This window comes from Dyadobacter alkalitolerans DSM 23607, from assembly GCF_000428845.1.
Lineage (GTDB): Bacteria > Bacteroidota > Bacteroidia > Cytophagales > Spirosomataceae > Dyadobacter > Dyadobacter alkalitolerans.
In genome coordinates, this window is the sequence record NZ_AUAS01000001.1 from 170,951 (window position 1) to 189,952 (window position 19,002).

General features: G+C 46.4%; 15 protein-coding genes. 9 read left to right on the forward strand and 6 right to left on the reverse strand.

The features are described from left to right. Nucleotides 1-27: 27 nt before the first annotated feature. Nucleotides 28-735 carry a hypothetical protein gene (locus tag G395_RS0100710; RefSeq protein WP_026628286.1) on the reverse strand — a complete coding sequence of 236 codons (708 nt, stop codon included), beginning with the start codon at nt 733-735 and terminating at the stop codon, nt 28-30. A 229-nt stretch (nt 736-964) separates the two neighbouring features. On the opposite strand from G395_RS0100710, the gene G395_RS0100715 reads away from it, so the two are divergent. Continuing rightward, entirely contained in the window at nt 965-1,261 is a 297-nt protein-coding gene (locus tag G395_RS0100715; RefSeq protein ID WP_026628287.1) for a co-chaperone GroES, read from the forward strand. Nucleotides 1,262-1,318: 57 nt separating this feature from the next. Further along, entirely contained in the window at nt 1,319-2,950 is a 1,632-nt protein-coding gene (gene groL / locus G395_RS0100720) for a chaperonin GroEL (RefSeq protein WP_026628288.1), read from the forward strand. A gap of 148 nt (nt 2,951-3,098) precedes the next feature. On the opposite strand, the gene G395_RS0100725 is transcribed toward groL, so the two are convergent. Further along, nucleotides 3,099-3,761 (reverse strand): ABC transporter ATP-binding protein, encoded by a 663-nt coding sequence (locus G395_RS0100725; RefSeq protein WP_026628289.1) that lies wholly within the window; start codon nt 3,759-3,761, stop codon nt 3,099-3,101. Between the two features lie 89 nt (nt 3,762-3,850). Here G395_RS0100725 and sucC point away from each other — a divergent pair, with 89 nt between their 5' ends. Then, entirely contained in the window at nt 3,851-5,074 is a 1,224-nt protein-coding gene (sucC, locus tag G395_RS0100730) for an ADP-forming succinate--CoA ligase subunit beta (RefSeq protein WP_026628290.1), read from the forward strand. A gap of 169 nt (nt 5,075-5,243) precedes the next feature. Here sucC and G395_RS0100735 read toward each other — a convergent pair whose 3' ends face one another. The 3 genes from G395_RS0100735 to G395_RS0100745 all read right to left on the reverse strand — a co-directional run bounded on the left by G395_RS0100735 (nt 5,244) and on the right by G395_RS0100745 (nt 8,694). Further along, a complete protein-coding gene (locus G395_RS0100735) occupies nt 5,244-6,578 on the reverse strand; it encodes a GntP family permease (RefSeq protein ID WP_026628291.1) in 1,335 nt (444 codons plus the stop codon). Between the two features lie 13 nt (nt 6,579-6,591). Continuing rightward, the gene (locus tag G395_RS0100740) at nt 6,592-7,704 is read right to left on the reverse strand and encodes an alpha/beta hydrolase family protein (protein WP_229203899.1); all 1,113 of its coding nucleotides are present in this window, start codon (nt 7,702-7,704) and stop codon (nt 6,592-6,594) included. 114 nt (nt 7,705-7,818) lie between these two features. Continuing rightward, a complete protein-coding gene (locus G395_RS0100745; RefSeq protein WP_026628293.1) occupies nt 7,819-8,694 on the reverse strand; it encodes a diacylglycerol/lipid kinase family protein in 876 nt (291 codons plus the stop codon). 45 nt (nt 8,695-8,739) lie between these two features. Here G395_RS0100745 and G395_RS28355 point away from each other — a divergent pair, with 45 nt between their 5' ends. The 6 genes from G395_RS28355 (at nt 8,740) to G395_RS0100775 (ending at nt 17,417) form a co-directional block, all read left to right on the forward strand. Next, nucleotides 8,740-9,780, forward strand: coding sequence for an App1 family protein phosphatidate phosphatase (locus tag G395_RS28355; RefSeq protein WP_051349913.1), 1,041 nt, complete (start codon nt 8,740-8,742; stop codon nt 9,778-9,780). Continuing rightward, the gene (locus tag G395_RS0100755) at nt 9,777-10,463 is read left to right on the forward strand and encodes a response regulator transcription factor (RefSeq protein WP_026628294.1); all 687 of its coding nucleotides are present in this window, start codon (nt 9,777-9,779) and stop codon (nt 10,461-10,463) included. The genes G395_RS28355 and G395_RS0100755 overlap by 4 nt, the downstream gene beginning before the upstream one ends. A 2-nt stretch (nt 10,464-10,465) precedes the next feature. Then, complete coding sequence (locus G395_RS0100760; RefSeq protein WP_026628295.1) at nt 10,466-11,833, forward strand: HAMP domain-containing sensor histidine kinase; 1,368 nt, start codon at nt 10,466-10,468, stop codon at nt 11,831-11,833. A gap of 93 nt (nt 11,834-11,926) precedes the next feature. Then, nucleotides 11,927-13,174, forward strand: coding sequence for a TolC family protein (locus tag G395_RS0100765; protein ID WP_026628296.1), 1,248 nt, complete (start codon nt 11,927-11,929; stop codon nt 13,172-13,174). 43 nt (nt 13,175-13,217) lie between these two features. Next, nucleotides 13,218-14,306 carry an efflux RND transporter periplasmic adaptor subunit gene (locus G395_RS0100770; protein WP_026628297.1) on the forward strand — a complete coding sequence of 363 codons (1,089 nt, stop codon included), beginning with the start codon at nt 13,218-13,220 and terminating at the stop codon, nt 14,304-14,306. A gap of 3 nt (nt 14,307-14,309) precedes the next feature. Next, nucleotides 14,310-17,417, forward strand: coding sequence for an efflux RND transporter permease subunit (locus tag G395_RS0100775; protein ID WP_026628298.1), 3,108 nt, complete (start codon nt 14,310-14,312; stop codon nt 17,415-17,417). Nucleotides 17,418-17,569: 152 nt separating this feature from the next. Here the strand turns inward: G395_RS0100775 and G395_RS0100780 are convergent, their stop codons facing one another. Beyond that, entirely contained in the window at nt 17,570-19,000 is a 1,431-nt protein-coding gene (locus tag G395_RS0100780) for a hybrid sensor histidine kinase/response regulator (RefSeq protein WP_026628299.1), read from the reverse strand. Nucleotides 19,001-19,002 lie beyond the last annotated feature (2 nt).

A 19,002-nucleotide genomic window follows, 5' to 3' on the forward strand; every position in this document is an offset into this window, starting at 1 on the left:
GAGCCTTTTTCGTGTTCGGGCATTTGATTAAGCAATGTTCATTTGCTTTAAGATCAGCTTCTTTGCAACAGGCAAAAGCGCCTCATGTAAAGGATAATCGTATTTTGATTCAACAATATAGGTTGCAGGATTAGGCAGGGATTTGTTCTTTTTGGTAAGATCGACTTTGATCTGAGAAACTGTATTTCCTAAACCAATTCGGACCGTATCCACGAAAGTCGTTTTGAGATAACGCTCCTTCATTTCATTATAAAGCGCCAGCTGATATTCAAAGACACTGACAAAGGGCTGGAATGTGTGCAAAAAGAGGAGATAACCCTCTTCCAGTCTTAATGGCACAATGCCAACAGGCGAAATTTTTATATTCTCCCCCACTTCACTAAACCGCTCTGCACCATACTCCAGAGCACGCGAAAAACGGGGGATAGCGAAGTCCAGGATGTAATTCAGCTCTTCCAGATAAGGGTCGTCATGGTGCGTTTCTTCGTATTCCAATTTCCACGTCTGCAAATTGACGCCCGTCACATTCTTCGGAAAAGACGTTTTAATCTCGCTTTTGGTGGCGCGGATGTGGATGCAGGAATCAAAATGAAATTGCAAATCTGGCAGATGCGGGTGAAGCTTATGCTGTGTAAACTGGCTGTCAATATGCTGCAAATAGGCCTGCAACACATATTTTTTGTACTCAAAATCAAAAATTCCTTCTGTTAACCAGTTCTTTTGGAGGTTTTTCATGGGATTCGAAATTTGGTGCCGATAAAATTTAAGCATTTTCACTCGCTAAACAATTCTTGTGCCGTGCATGACATTATAATTGCTTCTAATAATTATATAACGGCAGGGTTCGGTACAAATTTGTCACACTTGCCGGAAAAAATGTCAGCCGGAACTTGCTGGCATAGATTGTGCTTACTTGTTTCAGTCAAATCTATTACTGACAATCAAAAACAAACGTTTAATATTTATGTCAACTTTAGCAGAAATACAAGTGAACGTACAACCTCTGGCTGATCGTGTTCTTGTAGAACCAGCCCCAGCCGAAGAAAAAACAGCATTTGGTATCATTATCCCTGATACTGCAAAGGAAAAGCCTCAACGTGGAACTGTTGTAGCAGTGGGCCCGGGTAAAAAAGACGAGCCGATGACCGTTAAGGTAGGTGACACCGTATTATACGGAAAATATTCAGGTACTGAATTGGCGTATGAAGGCAAAGATGTCCTGATCATGCGTGAGTCTGACATTTATGCCATCATTGGTTAATTGTTATTAAGTCCTATTCAATAAGTTTAATCAAGAAAATCAAAACGATTAATTAGTATGTCTAAGAAAATTTTCTTCGATACCGAAGCTCGTGATAAAATTAAGCGCGGTGTTGATACATTGGCTGACGCCGTTAAAGTAACATTAGGACCTCGTGGTCGTAACGTAGTTATCGATAAAAAATTCGGATCGCCTAGCATCACAAAAGATGGTGTGACGGTTGCAAAAGAAATCGATCTGAAAGACCCTATCGAAAACATGGGTGCTCAGTTGGTGAAAGAAGTTGCTTCTAAAACTGCTGATTCTGCAGGTGATGGTACAACAACTGCAACTGTTTTAGCTCAGGCTATCTATTCAATCGGTGTTAAGAACGTAGCTGCTGGTGCAAATCCAATGGATTTGAAACGCGGTATCGACAAGGCCGTTGCTGTCATCACTAAAAATCTTGAAGGACAGAAAAAAGTAATTTCTACTTCAAAAGAAATCGCTCAGGTTGCAACAATCTCTGCCAACCATGACGAAGAAATTGGTCAGATGATCGCTGAGGCGATGGAAAAAGTAGGAAAAGAAGGTGTTATCACTGTTGAAGAAGCGCGCGGAACTGAAACAGAAGTGAAAACTGTGGAAGGTATGCAGTTTGACCGTGGTTACCTGTCTCCATATTTTGTGACAAACACTGAGAAAATGGAAGCTGATCTTGAGCGTCCATATATCTTGATTTCTGAGAAGAAAGTTTCTTCAATGAAAGAATTGCTTCCAGTTCTTGAAGCAGTTGCACAAACAGGCCGTCCTTTGCTTATTTTGGCAGAAGATGTTGACGGAGAAGCGCTTGCTACATTGGTAGTAAACAAAATCCGTGGCGCCTTGAAAGTGGCTGCAGTTAAAGCTCCTGGTTTTGGTGACCGTCGTAAAGCAATGCTTGAAGACATCGCGATCATCACTGGCGGAACAGTTATCTCTGAAGAGCGTGGTTTCAAATTGGAAAACGCAACTTTGGAATATCTTGGATCTTGCGAAAAAGCAATTATCGACAAAGACAACACAACTTTGGTAAATGGTGCAGGTAACTCTGAGGACATTCAGGGCCGTGTAAACCAGATCAAAGCGCAGATTGAAAATACAACTTCTGATTACGATCGCGAAAAACTTCAGGAACGCCTTGCTAAATTGTCAGGTGGTGTTGCTATCCTTTACATCGGAGCTGCAACTGAGGTTGAAATGAAAGAGAAAAAAGACCGTGTTGACGATGCATTGCATGCAACCCGTGCTGCTGTTGAAGAAGGAATCGTAGCTGGTGGTGGTGTTGCTTACATCCGCGCAACTGCTGCTTTGGAAGGCTTCACAGGAAACAACGAAGACGAAACAACGGGTATCAACATTATCCGCGTAGCTTTGGAAGCTCCTTTGAGAACAATCGTTTCTAACTCAGGCCAAGAGCCATCAGTAGTTGTTGCGAAAGTGAAAGAAGGAACTGGCGCTTACGGTTACAACGCGAAGGACAATGTTTACACAGATCTTTTGGAAGCTGGTATCATTGACCCTAAGAAAGTATCCCGTCTTGCGCTTGAAAACGCAGCATCTATCGCAGGTTTGTTGTTGACAACAGAATGTGTAATTGCTGACGAGCCAGAAGAAGCTCCTGCAGGTGGCGGTCACAGCCACGGCGGCGGAATGGGCGGAATGATGTAATATCATTTTGTTCAGACTGAACATTATAATGCAAAAAATAGCCGTTCGGAAATTCCGGACGGCTATTTGCTTTTACAACATTTATGAAAAACTTCTTCGTTTAGACGAATCAGTTTCAATTAAGTCACACATTTATGTAAAAATATTTTTATGGCTGCATAAAACCATCCTGCATAACCAATCTTCTATCCGCCATAGCAGCCAGATCCTCGTTATGCGTTACAATCACAAACGTTTGTCCGAACTCGTCCCGCAACTTGAAAAACAACTGATGCAGTTCCAATGCATTATGCGAATCCAGGTTACCGCTCGGTTCATCAGCAAGCACGATGGACGGTTTGTTTAAAAGTGCTCTCGCAACCGCAACGCGCTGCTGCTCACCACCTGAAAGTTGTGAAGGCAAATGATTGGCCCTGTCCTTCAAACCTAGCATTTCCAGCAATTCTTTTCCTCTTTCCAGAATATCTTTTTCATTCATCGAACCATTGATATAACCCGGCATGCATGCATTTTCCAATGCAGTGAACTCGGCAAGCAGGTTATGGAATTGGAAAATGAAGCCTATCTTTTCGTTGCGGAAACGTGCGAGGTCTTTGTCTTTTTGTGTAAAAACATTTACGTCCTCAATAAAGACGGAACCTTGCTCGGGGCGGTCCAATGTTCCCAGAATATGCAGAAAAGTACTTTTGCCTGCTCCCGAAGGCCCTACAATAGCCACCACTTCTCCTTGCTCCACTTCCAGATCAATCCCCTTCAACACTTGTAAAGAACCATATGTGCGCCTGATCCCGCTCGCCCGCAGTAAATTCATATTATGGAGAAGATAATTGGACTGAAACCTACGCCCGTTTTGATTAATTCCTTAATTTGCCGTGAAAATACCAATTTACTTTTATACTCATGAATATTCACGAATATCAAGGCAAAAGCGTTCTTAAAAAATACGGTGTGCGTATTCAGGAAGGGCTCGTAGCCGACACTCCGGACAAGGCAGTTGAAGTTGCGCGTGAGCTTAGCCAGCAGACTGGTACCAAATGGTATGTTGTTAAATCTCAGATCCACGCAGGTGGACGTGGAAAAGGCCGCATCGTTGGAACAGAACAACGTGGCGTTGCCCTAGCGAAATCTGTTGAAGATGTTCGCACCATATCCAATAACATTCTGGGCAAAGTGCTGGTTACACACCAGACAGGTCCTGATGGCAAGCGTGTTAACAAAGTGCTTATTGCCGAAGACGTGTATTATCCAGGACCAAGCGAGCCGAAAGAATACTATCTTTCGATCCTCCTTGACCGTGGCCGTAACTGCAATGTGATCATGGCCAGCACCGAAGGCGGTATGGACATTGAAGAAGTGGCAGAGCACACGCCTGAGAAGATCATGAAAGAGTGGATTGATCCAAAAGTAGGCTTACAGCCATTCCAGGCGCGTAAAGTGGCTTTTGCTTTAGGCCTTGAAGGCGATGCTTTCAAAGAAATGGTAAAATTCATCACTTCCCTTTACAAAGCATACATTGAAAGTGATTCAGCGATGTTCGAAATCAACCCGGTTTTGAAAACATCTGACAATAAAATCCTTGCCGTTGATGCGAAGGTTGATTTGGATGACAATGCATTGTATCGTCACCCTGAATTAGCTGAAATGCGTGATACGAACGAGGAAGATCCTTTGGAAGTTGAAGCAGGCGCAAACAACCTGAACTATGTAAAACTGGACGGAAACGTGGGTTGCATGGTGAATGGTGCCGGTCTTGCTATGGCGACTATGGACCTTATCAAGCTTTCTGGCGGCGAGCCGGCTAACTTCCTCGATGTTGGGGGTGGCGCAAACGCACGCACAGTAGAAGCTGGTTTCCGCATCATTCTGAAAGACCCGAACGTAAAAGCAATCCTGATCAACATCTTCGGCGGAATCGTTCGTTGCGACCGCGTTGCTGCTGGTGTTGTGGAGGCTTACAAAGCCATCGGCGAAATTCCAGTTCCTATCATCGTTCGTTTGCAAGGAACTAATGCAGAAGAAGGAGCTCGGATTATTAATGAGTCTGGCTTAAAAGTTTCTTCGGCTATTGAGTTTAAGGAGGCTGCTGCAAAGGTTTCAGAGGTTTTGGCTGAGCTGGGAGTTTAAGGATGAAAAGTTTATTCAGGTTGCCATTTGATTTGTCAGCCTGAGCCGTTCATACACTTGTCACCCTGAGCGGAGCCGAAGGGGCGTTACTACCTAGGTGATAGCGCCCCTTCGGCTCCGCTCAGGGTGACAGGGGATTATAACATAATGGTTGGAGCCGCCAACAGGCCTATCCCAGCAACATCCACAACACCACCACAACCAAAAAACTCACCGCTCCCTGCAACCCCGTCAAGATCGTATGCGTCCGATACGTATCCCTCGCTGAAATCCCCGTAAACTGCGATACGACCCAGAACCAGGCATCATTCGTGTGGGAGACAATCATCGCCCCGCTTCCTACGGCCATGACTACTAATGTGATCTGAGTGGGTGTGACGAAGCCCAATGAAGCTAGAAGAGGCGCCAGAATGCTGGTTGTCAGCACCATCGCGGATGTAGTTGAGCCTTGTGCTGTTTTGAAGAATGCGGCGATGAGGAAGGCGATGAAAAGTAAGTATGCGCCGGACATTTCGTTGTGAAGCAGCCATTCGCTGACCATGTCTTTTAATGTTGTTTCTTTTAAGATCGCGCCGAAAGCTCCGCCTGCTCCTACCAGCACCAATGTTGTTCCGCAATGTTCTATTCCACTTTTGAAACAGGCCATCATTCTTTCAGCGGCGTATTCCGGGAAAAGGGAATAGCTGAAAAAGATGGCGATGAGGAAGGAAACCAGCGGACTGCCGAAAAAGCCCAGCCATTTTATCCAGGTTTCCGGGAAGTCGAGAATCCTTGCAAATGAGGCTAGGGTAATGAGGATAATGGGCAAAAGAATTGGCATGAATGCTTTCCAGGCGGGAGGCAGTCGGCTGTCGTGAATGATGATGGGTGGCTCTACGGCTGAGTTTTCTGTGATTTCTACATTTTTTGCAAATTTTCCCGCGAACCAGGTCGAAAGGAAAAGGCTGGGAATGGAAACGACCAGGCCTATCAATATGACTAATCCCACAGAATCCGCAATGCCGAGGTTTCCTGCTGCGGATAACGGGCCGGGCGTTGGCGGAACTAATGTATGCGTCGCAAAAAGACCGCCTGACAACGATAATGCAATGGTTCCCAATGGTTTTCCGGTTCGTTTGGCAACAATCTGATTCAGCTTATGCAGGATGATAAAACCCGAATCACAAAACACCGGGATTCCGACAATTCCACCGATCACAGCCATCGCAAGTGCCGGGCGCTTTTCACCGAACAACTTTAATATCACATCTGCTACCTTAATCGCAGCACCAGATTTGTCCAAAATTGCACCGATCACACAACCGAGAATGACCATTAACCCGATTTTCGACATTAATTCCCCGAAACCCTTTCCAATCGTTTCGGCCAGCTTGTCGATGGGCAGACCGGCGAAGATGCCCACGCCAATTGCTGCTAAAAGCAAGCCCACCAGTGGATGCATTTTAAGCACAGTAGAACTTAATACAATGAAGACAACGGCCGCAAGAACAATGAATATGATCATCGGAGGTCTGGATTTACAGCATTTTCATGACAGCCTCATCCCCCATTACTGCGTTGGCCGGCCGAGGATGCGCCGCGTTGAAAACTTCCAGATCTTTTTGTTCAAGCACTTTGGAAGGTGTTTCGTCAATTTTACCTTGTGAATCGGTGACCGCTTTTAAATCCAGCCCTAGCTGTTTTGCCATAAAGGTGTACATAGCATTCCTCTTGGAAGGGCCATAATCATGCTTTTCGTCAGGCAAATGCACATTTTCGACCAGATCTTTCTTGCCGTATAATCCGTAAATGCTTTGAATAAAAGGAAATTCAACTTCCGGCGTATTCTTGGTCCAGTCGCCGCCGTCAGATACGAGCAGCATGGGCCTCGGGGCGGTTAGGGAAGCTATTTCAACATTATTGGTCTGGTAATCGCCCTTTTTATGAATGGGAAGGCCGCTTTCACAAACGCATCCGCCAAAGAAATAAGATGAGACCATCACGACGGGCGCGGTAACCTTAACACGGTCGTCCAGTGCTGCCAAAAGGAAAGTCTGCGTTCCCCCACCCGACTCACCTGTTACGGCAATTCTTTCCGGATCAACGCTGGGTTGCGCCATTAAAAAATCCAATGCTCTTACTGCATTGATCGTCTGCAATTTGAGCGCTTTGGGCATTTTATGACCGCAATATTTGGAATCTCCCTGCCCTACCATATCCAGAACAAACACAACAGCGCCCATACGCGCGAGCGTTGCGCAGCGTTTTTGGGTTTGCTCCCGAAACCTGCCATGCGGATTTTCTCCATGTCCATGAGGACAAAGGATGCCCGCGTAAGATTGCTGCTTTTTTAATGGTCTGTATAAATTCCCCGTCACGTAAATGCCCGGCATGCTTTCGAAAGCCACATTCTCGATGGAGTAACCGTCCATTTCTTTTTTACTGTGAATGATCGGTTTTGAAGTCGGTTTGGCGGGCATAGTCTGCAAATCCATCCCTTCACGAATCTGCTTTCGGATGGCAGTCGCGCGTGTTTCCCATTCAAGTTTTGTTTTGACGGTATGTTTTTCCAGAAATTCCTTTCCCTGCGCCTCGGTAAAATAAGCGCCCTGGCATAACTCTGCCTGCTGCGCAAACAGTGTGGCAGACATACAAAAAGCACTTAACATGCACATTAAAACAACTTTCATAACCCAGCAGAAAGAAATTGAACGGATTTTTATTACGAAAGAGGAAAAACAGCGGTGCTTACTGTTTAAACCACCTCAGGGAATGGCCACCCTGATGTATTCCTTCAAAATGTGCGCTTCAAGGTTCCTTACCATCCCTTTATACTCCCCGTCGATCTGGAAATGTGCTTCTTTATCGGGGCATTCGATGGTGGCCTGCTGAACGGAAATCACGCGCATAATCTCGGGATTGAAGTCGGTGCTGCCTGCCAGGATCTTTGCGGTTTCTATGAAGTCCAGTTTTTTGGCAATAACGAGTTCGAAAAAACCATCCGACATATCGCCCGTAGGGTTAATGGTAACGCCAGTCCCGTATTTCTGCGCATTGGCGATAATTACAATAAGCGCTTCGGTTTCAATCACTTCATTGGCAGTTGTGATTTTTACCAAAAACTTTTCATGCTCGCTTAATGTTTTCAACATTTCACGTGCGTAGCCCAGTTTTCCGCGCGTATCGCTGCTTTCATAATTTTTTACCAGCAATGCATTCAATCCGATGTCGCTTAAATGCAAACTGATTTCATTATTGATACAAACCGCATCAATACCAATTATCTTATCCCCGAAAGCCACCTCAACTGCCTCAGCAATAGACCCGGTCACCCCGAAATCCATAGCAAGTCCGTTGGCCGAGCCCACCGGGATTATGCCCATCACCACATCGGCACCCTGGACTGCTTCGGCCGTCAGCGAAATAGTGCCGTCGCCACCCGCAACCAGCACACGTTCAGGCTTAATGTTGATGACCATTTCCCGGATCGTTTCCAGATCATGCTCGCCGGTTGTTGTATAGATACGTAAATCATAACCCTTTGCCGCCGCCATCTCAATTACCTCTTCAAAAACCACATCCTTGTTCACATCACCGGATATGGGATTTACAACCAACAAAACTTTTCGTTCTGAAAACATATTGTCTAAATTAGGGACTTCAAGTGTACGGGGATAAAGATAGTTATGAAACGTTGCGACATAAAATTGTACCGTGGATATGCCAATAAAAATGAGCTGGTGGTGTTTGGGCATATCGTCAAAAAATATCCCTCAGGTGATCGAAAATATACAAGAAGCGGGTTCAGATACGCCCGGACGATCATTGAGCTCTTTTCTGTTAAGACCATTCCATTTTTAAAAGTTGTGTTCAGGCTGGGCAATATTACCGCCGAAGCGACGGCCGAGGCTGATGGGTATTTCCGTTTTCAGGTTCCGCTTACGGAGCCAATGACCAGCGGTTGGCATACTTACGAGGTTACCGTTGACGATGAGCTGAACGGAAAGCGATATCAGGGAAGTGCGCAGGAAGAATTTTTCCTGCCTTACAAAAGTTCCTACGGCATCATTTCCGACATCGACGACACTTTTCTGATCTCGCACAGCCGCCGGTCTTTCCGGAAACTCTTCGTATTGTTATCCAAAAACGTCCAGGCCCGGAAACCGTTCGACGACGTCGTCAAACATTACCAGCTGCTCTCGTTTGCGAGCCGCACGCATCCGCATAAGGACAGCAACATTTTCTTTTATGTATCGAGCAGCGAATGGAATCTGTATGATATGATCGTTCGCTTTGCGGAGCTTAATGGCCTGCCAAAGGCTGTTTTGAAGCTGAGGACTATCAAGTCGGGACTGGATGATTTTGTTTCTACGGGCGGAGGATCTCATGACCATAAGCTGCGGAAGATCCATAACATTATCAATTTCTATCCCGAGCTCCAATTTATTTTGTTAGGCGATGATTCTCAGAAAGATCCGGAAATTTATGAACAGATCTGCCGGGATTTTTCCGCCAATATCCGCGCGGTTTACATCCGGCAAACCCGGCGAAGAGCAAAACCAGAGACGACTTTGAATCTGAAAAACATCCAGGAACTTGGCATTGATGTTTGTTACTTTGCGCATAGTAACAAAGCCATTATCCATTCCCTCGACACGGGAATTGTGTTTCAGGCACCCATTGAGGCCATTGCGCCCATTATCGAATCAAAAGATCTCCTGCAATGAAAAAAATCCTGATTATTGAGGACGATCGCCGGATTGCCCAGAATATTTTCCGCGGACTAGCCTCCGAAAATATCGAAGCGGAAATCGCCCACGACGGCATTACGGGAAAGCAGATGGCTTTGGACAAAAAATTTGACCTTGTTTTGCTGGACGTAAATTTGCCCGGAATGAATGGTCACGATGTCTGCCAGCAGATCAGGATTTACAAGCCTTCGCTGCCGATCATTATGCTTACGGCTTATGGAGAAATTGAGGACAAACTGGAAGGGCTGGGACGCGGAGCGGATGACTACATCGTTAAACCATTCGATTTCAGGGAATTGTTAGCAAGGATCAATGCAGCATTGCGCGTTTCGGAACTGATCAATCCGGAAACTACGGACAAAGTGTTGCGTATCGCGGATCTTGAAATGAACCTTGGAACCAAGCAGGTAAGTCGCGGCGGCAACATGATCGACCTTACTGCCAAGGAATTTGCGTTACTGGAATATTTCCTTTTGCACAGAGGAAGGGTTGTGTCAAAAATGGACCTGGCCGAGCACGTATGGCACCTCAATTTCGATCCGGGGACGAATGTCGTTGAGGTGTATATCAATTATTTACGCAAAAAAGTAGACAAGGACTTTGCTACCAAGCTAATTCACACACGTCCCGGCATGGGCTACATTATGAAGGAGGAATGACCCTGAAAATCAAAAATCGCATTGCTCTTCAATTCACGCTCCTGGTGGCGGCGATCTTGCTATTGTTTTCAATCACCATTTACAGCGTTTCCGAACATTACAGGCAGGAGGAATTTTATGACCGCCTGAAAAGCCGCGCCCGGACGACATGCCGGCTGCTGGTGAAGGTCAAAGGCATTGACAAACATTTGCTGAAAGCCATTGACCAAAACACGCTTTCCGAAATGTTGGATGAAAAGGTGCTGATTTTTAATGCTGATAATGAGCTGATCTATTCCAGTGTGGATGATAAACTTTTGTCTTATAAAGCCTCGCTACTTGACGAAGTCCGGGAAAAGCAGTATATCGAGTTTCACGAAGGCGGAAGCGAGGTCATAGGTCTTTTGTATCAAGAGCAAAGCGAGCCATTGACCGTGCTGGCGTCGGCATATGACACTTTTGGGCATAGCAAACTCGCCAACCTGCGCGAAACGTTGGGCTGGGGACTTTTAGCTGGCATCGCGGTCACTGTCGGGCTGGGGATATATTTTGCAGGAAATGCATTGCGACCGATCAGCCGGATCAATTATGAAGTTTCGCTCATAACGGCCCAAAACCTCTCCCAAAAACTCGATGAAGGCAACCGAAAGGATGAGATCGCGCAGCTCGCGATTAATTTCAACACGGTGCTTGTGCGCCTTCACAATGCGTTTGAACAGCAAAAAAGCTTCGTTTCACATGCTTCCCATGAGCTGCGGACACCATTGGCCGCCCTGAAATCCGAGATTCAGCTGGGGCAGCGGTTTAATAAAAATAATCCCGACCTCGACGAAGTTTTTGCCAACCTCTTTTCTGACACGGAAAGGCTTATAAGCATTACCAATAATCTGCTTTTCCTCGCACGCTCCTACGAGCATTCGGGACAGTTGAAAATAGCGCCGATCCACATTGAAGATCTTGCTTTTGCGGCTAAGGAAGAATTGTTGTCGGCCAACCCCGATTACCGTGTGGAAATTGACTACGAAAACATCCCGGAGGATGAAAATCAGACTGTTATCGAGGGAAATGAGGAATTATTGAAAAGGGTTTTTTCCAATTTGCTGGATAATGCGTGCAAATATTCTTCGGATCACCAGGCTAAAATCCTGATCTCGTCCGACGACAAATCCTGCATTGTGAAGTTCAAAGACCGTGGCATCGGAATCAGCCCGGATGACATGCCGCATATCTTCAATCCTTTCTATCGGTCATCCGATGCAACGCCTGTTCCCGGCTTTGGAATTGGCCTTTCTATTTGTCAGCGCATTATAGATTTGCACCACGGAATGATCTCTGTTACAAGCGAGCTTGGTCGTGGAAGCGAGTTTCAGGTGCGTTTGAACCACGTATGAGCCTGATTTGACCATTCTAATTTTTTTCTAACCTTATTTTAAGGCTCCTGTAATACCGGTGTCGGAATATCGCATCATTCTAACACAGAAAACATGCGAACTTATTTCACGACGATCCTCCTATTCCTGGCAGTCCAGCTGCACGCACAGGACACATTGAGGCTTTCGATCAAACAGGCCGACAGCCTTTTCCTCCAAAATAACCTTGAAATTCTTGCCGAAAAATATCAGATCGATATCGCCAAGTCCATTGAGATCCAGGACAAGCTTTGGAATAATCCCACATTCGGCGTCGAAATCAGCGCTTATAACCCTTCTCGGGGCTTTCTGGACGTAGGGAACAAGGGCCAGAAAGCATTCACTATTCAGCAGCTCATTACCCGGGCCGGCAAACGGAATAAGCAGGTGGCGTTGGATGTAGAATCCACCCGGAAAAGCGAATATCAGTTTTTTGATCTCATCAGAACATTGAAATTCGACCTTCGCCAGATATTCTTTGAGTCCTATTATCTGGAACAGACCATTGCATTATACGACACGCAAATTGCCTCGCTCAACACGACCGTAAGCGCATTTGATAAAGAATATAACCGGAAAAATATCTCGCTCAAAGAAGTTGTCCGCCTTAAAGCCCTCCTCTTTCAATTGACCAATGATCGTGCCGACATTATGTTCGAACTGCATGATAATCAACGCAATCTGCGCACATTATTGAATGTTGACCAACCTGTAAAGTCAGTTGTGGATTCGGCAGATGTTCGTCGTTACCAGCTTAACCAATATAACGTGGCAGTGCTGAAAGCCAAGGCGATGGAAAGCCGCGCCGACCTGAAAGTCTCGCAGTCGGAAGTGAAGCAAGCCGAATTGAATTACACCTTACAAAAAGCGCTGGCGGTTCCCAACATTCAGCTGGGTGCGGTTTACGATCAGGCGAGTAATTATGTGAACAATTACGTCGGCGTCTCGGCCACGATGGACCTGCCTTTTTTCAACAGGAACCAGGGCAACATCAAGGCAGCCAAAAGCAACATCAGTTATTTCAAAACGGCTGAAACGGCCAAAGTGAACAGCATTAACAACCAGGTTGACGCTGCACTACAGAAGGTTAATGTGGCTGAAAAGGCATACCAGGGCGTTGAAAGCCAGTTCTCGGATCAGTTCCAGCTCCTTAGTAAGGGCATTTACGACAATTTCCAGAAAAGAAACATTACCCTCCTCGAATTCATCGATTTTATAGAAACCTACAACGAAAGCATCAAAGAATATAACCGCTTGCAAGCCGACCGAATCAAGGTTTACGAAGAACTCAACTTCGTTGTCGGCGAGGAGCTCTTTAACTGATCAAATCTATCACATCATGGCTTTTGCCACTAATATTTCCCCAATGAAAAACTCTCTGAGCATATTTATGCTGGCCGCGATGAGCTTATGGCTGACCGGATGCAACACAACAAAAGAAGATCCCGAAGAATCGAAGGCCTTTATGCTTTCGGACACCATGATGAGCCGGATCACGATCGATACGGTGAAGACCGAGCCGGTTCGTAATGAGCTGACACTGGTGGGAAAAGTGGTTCCTGATGAAAATCAGGTGATTAAGATCTACCCCTTGGTAGGCGGCAATGTGGAGGAAGTGGACGTGGAATTGGGCGACAATGTTCGCAAAGGCCAGAAACTGGCTACGATACGTTCGGGTGAAGTTGCTGATTTTGAAAGACAAATGATTCAGGCACAATCCGATTTGCTCATTGCCCAAAAGAATTTGTCGTCTACCGAGGATCTTTTTGAGAGTAAGCTGGTGCCCGAGCGGGACGTCATTACGGCACGCCAGGTGGTGGACAAAGCGCAGGCGGATGTGAGCCGGGTGAAGGAAATTTTCTCGATCTATGGTTTGGGAAAATCAACAAATTACACGGTTAAGTCGCCTATCAACGGTTTTATCATCGACAAAAGTGTGAACCGCGGCATGCAGCTGCGCTCGGATAATGCAGAAGCGCTCTTCACAGTAGGACAAATCACGGATGTGTGGGTAATGGCCAATGTGAACGAAAGCGACATTCCAAGGATCAAACTCGGAATGCCTGCTGATGTCCGTACGATCAGTTTTTCCAATGAAGTTTTTAAAGGGAAAGTTGACAAAATTTACAATGTCCTCGACCCGGATACAAAAGCAATGAAAATCCGTATTCAGCTGCAAAATGTAGGTTTAAAACTAAAACCCGAAATGCACGCAACAGTCAACCTGAACTTCGAGGAAGGTGGAGAAATGCAGGCTATTCCATCACAGGCTGTCATTTTCGACCGTAGTAAAAACTGGGTCATGGTCTATCACGGCCGCTCCAATATTGAAACACGCCCCGTAGAAATCTACCGCTCTCTGGCCAACAGGACCTACATTACCAGCGGCCTGAAAGCCGGCGAAGCCATCATTAGTAAGAATCAACTTCTCGTTTACGACGCACTTAACGACTAACCCATGAACAAGTTCATCAGGGGAATTGTGGGCTTTTCTTTGAAAAACCGCTTTTTCATATTCTTTATGACCGGCCTGCTGATCATCGCTGGGATTGTCAGCTATCGCGATACGCCGCTGGAAGCGTTTCCGGATGTTACTAATACACAGATCATTATCGTTACCCAATGGAACGGACGGAGCGCGGAGGAGATCGAACGCTTTGTGACGGTGCCTATTGAAGTTGCGATGAATTCGGTGCAGCAAAAGACGAATGTGCGCAGCACGACAATGTTTGGCCTGAGCATTATTAAGATTATTTTTGACGATAATGTGGAAGACTTTTTTGCTCGACAACAAGTTAACAATCAGCTCCGTAACATCTCGCTCCCGGATGGCGTCGAGCCGGACGTCCAGCCTCCGTACGGACCGACCGGTGAAATTTTCAGGTTTACACTAAAAAGCAAAGATCGCGACAGCCGTGAGCTGCTTACATTGCACAACTGGATCATTGACAGGCAATTGCGAAGCATTCCCGGCGTTGCAGACGTGGTTGCGTTTGGAGGAAGAGAGAAAATCTACGAAGTGCAGGTTAACCCTACTAAGCTCGTTAAATACAACATTACACCGCTGGAAGTGTATCAGGCTGTGACGAAAAGCAATGTCAATGTGGGCGGTGATGTGATTGAAAAAAACGGGCAGGCTTATGTGGTGCGCGGGATCGGTTTGCTGAACTCTATTCCTGATATTCAGAACATTATCGTCGAGTTCGTAAAGGATAATCCGGTATTGGTGAAGGATGTTGCGGATGTGAAGGAATCGGATATGCCACGTGTGGGTCAGGTTGGGCTGGATGGGAACGATGATGTTGTAGAAGGCATTGTGGTGCAGCGCAAGGGCGAAAATCCGAGCGAAGTGCTGGCGCGTATAAAGGATAAGGTTGAGGAACTGAACACGAAAATTCTTCCGCCGGATGTCAAAATGGTGACATTCTACGACCGTGATAACCTGATCGAGTTTTGCGCGCATACCGTAAAGCACAACCTCATTGAGGGCATCGTGCTCGTAACCGTGATCGTTTTCCTTTTCATGGCCGACTGGCGCACGACGTTGATCGTTTCCATCATCATCCCGCTCGCGCTCCTTTTCGCTTTTATGTGCCTGAAATTGAAGGGAATGTCCGCTAACCTGCTTTCGATGGGGGCGATTGACTTTGGGATCATTATCGACGGCGCCGTTGTAATGGTGGAAGGGATTTTCGTGGCACTGGATCATTTGGCGCTTCGCAACGGAATGGATCGGTTCAATAAGTTAACAAAGCTTGGTTTAATCAAAAAAACTGGCGGAGAGCTTGGCAAGGCCATTTTCTTTTCCAAACTAATCATTATCACTGCATTGATCCCGATTTTCAGTTTCCAGAAAGTGGAGGGTAAAATGTTCACCCCACTTGCCTATACGCTCGGGTTTGCATTGTTAGGCGCATTACTCTATACATTAACGCTGGTTCCAGTGCTTTGCTCTTTATTGTTGAATAAAAATGTCCGCGAGAAGAGTAATCCGGTCGTTCGCTTCTTCGACAGGACGGTTACCAATGGTTTTGAATGGTGTTATAAACGGAAAAAATTAAGTCTGGTCTTTGCCACCGTTTTCCTTGGTCTCAGCTTGTTTTCAGCCAAATTTCTGGGAACCGAGTTCCTGCCGACATTGAATGAGGGCGCATTATGGGTGGAAGCGAAAATGCCGATGAGCAGCTCTCTGAACGAAACGATCAAAATGGTGACTACGCTTAGGGCCAAATTGAATGAATTTCCGGAAGTGAATGGCGTCTTATCGCAAACCGGCCGCTCCAACGACGGAACCGATCCGTCCGGTTTTTACTACGTTCAAATGCAGGTTAATCTTAAACCAAAGGACGAGTGGACGCGGAAAATCACTCAGGATCAGCTGATTGAAGAAATGGATACGAAGCTGAAACAGTTCCAGGGCATTAATTACAATTATTCTCAGCCGATCATCGATAATGTGGCCGAAGCAGTTGCAGGGATGAATGCGAGCAATGCAGTCAAAATCTATGGGGACGATCTGGAAACACTGAATGCAAAGGCAGACCAGGTGCTGGAAGCGATCAAGAATGTGCCTGGGATCAAGGATGTGGGCATTTTGCGGAACATTGGCCAGCCAGAGATCAGCGTAATCTTACACGACCACAAAATGGCTCAATATGGTGTAAGTACAGCTGATGCACAGGCAGTTATTGAAATGGCTATTGGCGGAAAAACGGCTTCGATCCTGTATGAAGGTGAACGGAAATTTGACATTCGTCTGCGCTACGAAGAGCAATATCGCCGCACGGTGGACGACATCCAGCAACTCATGGTGCCCACGCTTACCGGCGGGAAGATTCCGTTGAAAGAAATATCATCCATCCGGACGGTTACGGGTCCCGCATTTGTATACCGGGACAACAACAAACGTTTCATAGGCGTCAAATTTTCCGTTCGCGAGCGCGACCTGGGAAGCACTATTGCAGATGCTCAAAACCGCGTAAAACCTTTGCTCAAAAACCTGCCTAAGGGCTATTCGGTGAACTGGTCAGGAGAATTTGAGAATCAGGTACGGGCGACGGCTCGCCTGGGACAAGTGGTCCCTATCAGCCTTATCGGCATTTTTATACTTTTGTTTATCATGTTTAATAATGCAAAAGATGCCGGTCTGGTTTTGGTCAATGTCCCTTTTGCACTCATTGGCGGCATTCTGGCGCTGCACGTTACGCATATGAATTTTGGGATCTCGGCGGGGGTAGGCTTTATCGCATTGTTTGGTTTATGTGTGCAGAACGGCGTTATCCTGATCTCAGTTTTCAACAAAAACCTGGCAGCAAGGATGTCGCTGGATGAAGCGATCCGGGAAGGTGTTAAGTCCAGGATCAGGCCGGTGATTATGACCGCATTAATGGCAGCAATCGGCTTGCTGCCCGCTGCTACTTCGACGGGAATTGGCTCAGAAACGCAAAAACCGCTCGCCATAGTTGTCATAGGAGGCCTGGTGACAGCCACCGTGCTCACGTTACTGATCTTCCCGATTATTTATGGGTTTTTTAATAGAAAAAGCCGCTCTTTAAGAGCGGCTTAGACGAGCCCTGTCACCCTGAGCGTACCGGGCCGCCGGGCGGTCGAAGGGGCGTTACTGCTTGGTGGTAACGCCCCTTCGGCCGCCCGGCGGCCCGGTACGCTCAGGGTGACAGGGCCTTCGACTCTGCTCAGGTGACAGGGGCTACGTGCTTACTACTTCTGATTCTGAAACGTAATCGTAAAAGTAGTCCCCGTCCCTATCTCCGATTCTACGTCGATGCGGCCGTGGTGGGCGTGGATGATGCTCATGGTTGTGGATAAGCCGATGCCCATTCCGTTGTTTTTTCCGGTAAAATAAGGCTCGAAGATCTTTTCCATGTGTTCTTCACTGATACCGCAGCCGTTATCTGTAAAAATAACCTGAATGTTCTCTCCCTGGCTTTTGGTGGTAATCCTCAGAATGCCCTTATCCTCTTCCATCGCCTCAATGGCATTGGTAATAATGTTCAGGAAGGCCATTTGCAGGGAAACAGGATCAAGCGGCAATGCCATTTCCTCTTCGGCAAACTGGTTGACGATCTGAATGCGTTTCAACTGGACCCGGTCCAGGGCAGCTCCGATGGCCTGGGTGAGAACAGTATGCACAGAACTCGTAATAAGCTCTATATCAGCCGAACTGGATGGTTGTAAAAGCTGCGAGATGAGGTCATTGATCCGGTTGCAATTCCGTTTAATGATCTGTGTATAAAACTTCTGGTCTTCATCAACCAGCTCCATTTCCAGCTGTTCAGCGGAAAGGTTAACATTGGTTAGCGGATTTCTGACTTCATGGGCAAGCATTCTTACCAAACGACCTGTAACGGCCATTTTTTCGGAAAACAATCTTTCTCTTTCGGATTGCTTGCGGGCGGTCATATCATGCAGCCTGCCTTGTATATACGGATGATCATCGTCCACTTCCAGCGTTGCTGAAAAGAGGCAGTATTTCTTGTCACCATCTTTGGTCACCAGCCTTACTTCCAGATCGTGGATCGGATGATCTTTTATATCGTTCCAGAATGAATCAAACTGCGTGTCTTCCAGCAATTCCAGGATATTTTTGAGCCGGAGATCGTCTTCGGTATATCCCGTCAATACGCTGGCCGAGGCGTTCAGATCAATAATGTTCCCGGCAAGGTCACTGATGAACAGGAAGTCATTGGATTCTTCAAAAATTCTCCGGTAACGGCGTTCACTGTGTTTCAAAGCTTTCAGCACGGAAGTCCTTTCCAGTGCATACCGGATACTTCTTTCAAGCTTCTCGGAGTCTAACTCACTTTTAATCAGATAATCAGCTGCGCCGAGCCGCAGTGCTTCTACGGCGATTTTGGTATCCCCTTTTCCCGTCAGCAGAATAATCGGTTCTTCACATTCAAACTGACAGGCTAATTCGATCAAGTCTATCCCGGTGCTTTCACCTAATAAATAATCAAACAGATACAGATCGTATTTATGATCCTTGATATGCTGCTGTGCATCCCTGAACGTAGAGCACCAGGTAATATCAAACTTCCAGTTGACCAATTCCTGAAAATATTCACGTGTGAGGAAGTAATCATCCTCGTCATCATCAACCAGGAGGACCCTTATTAATTTTGTGTTCATTC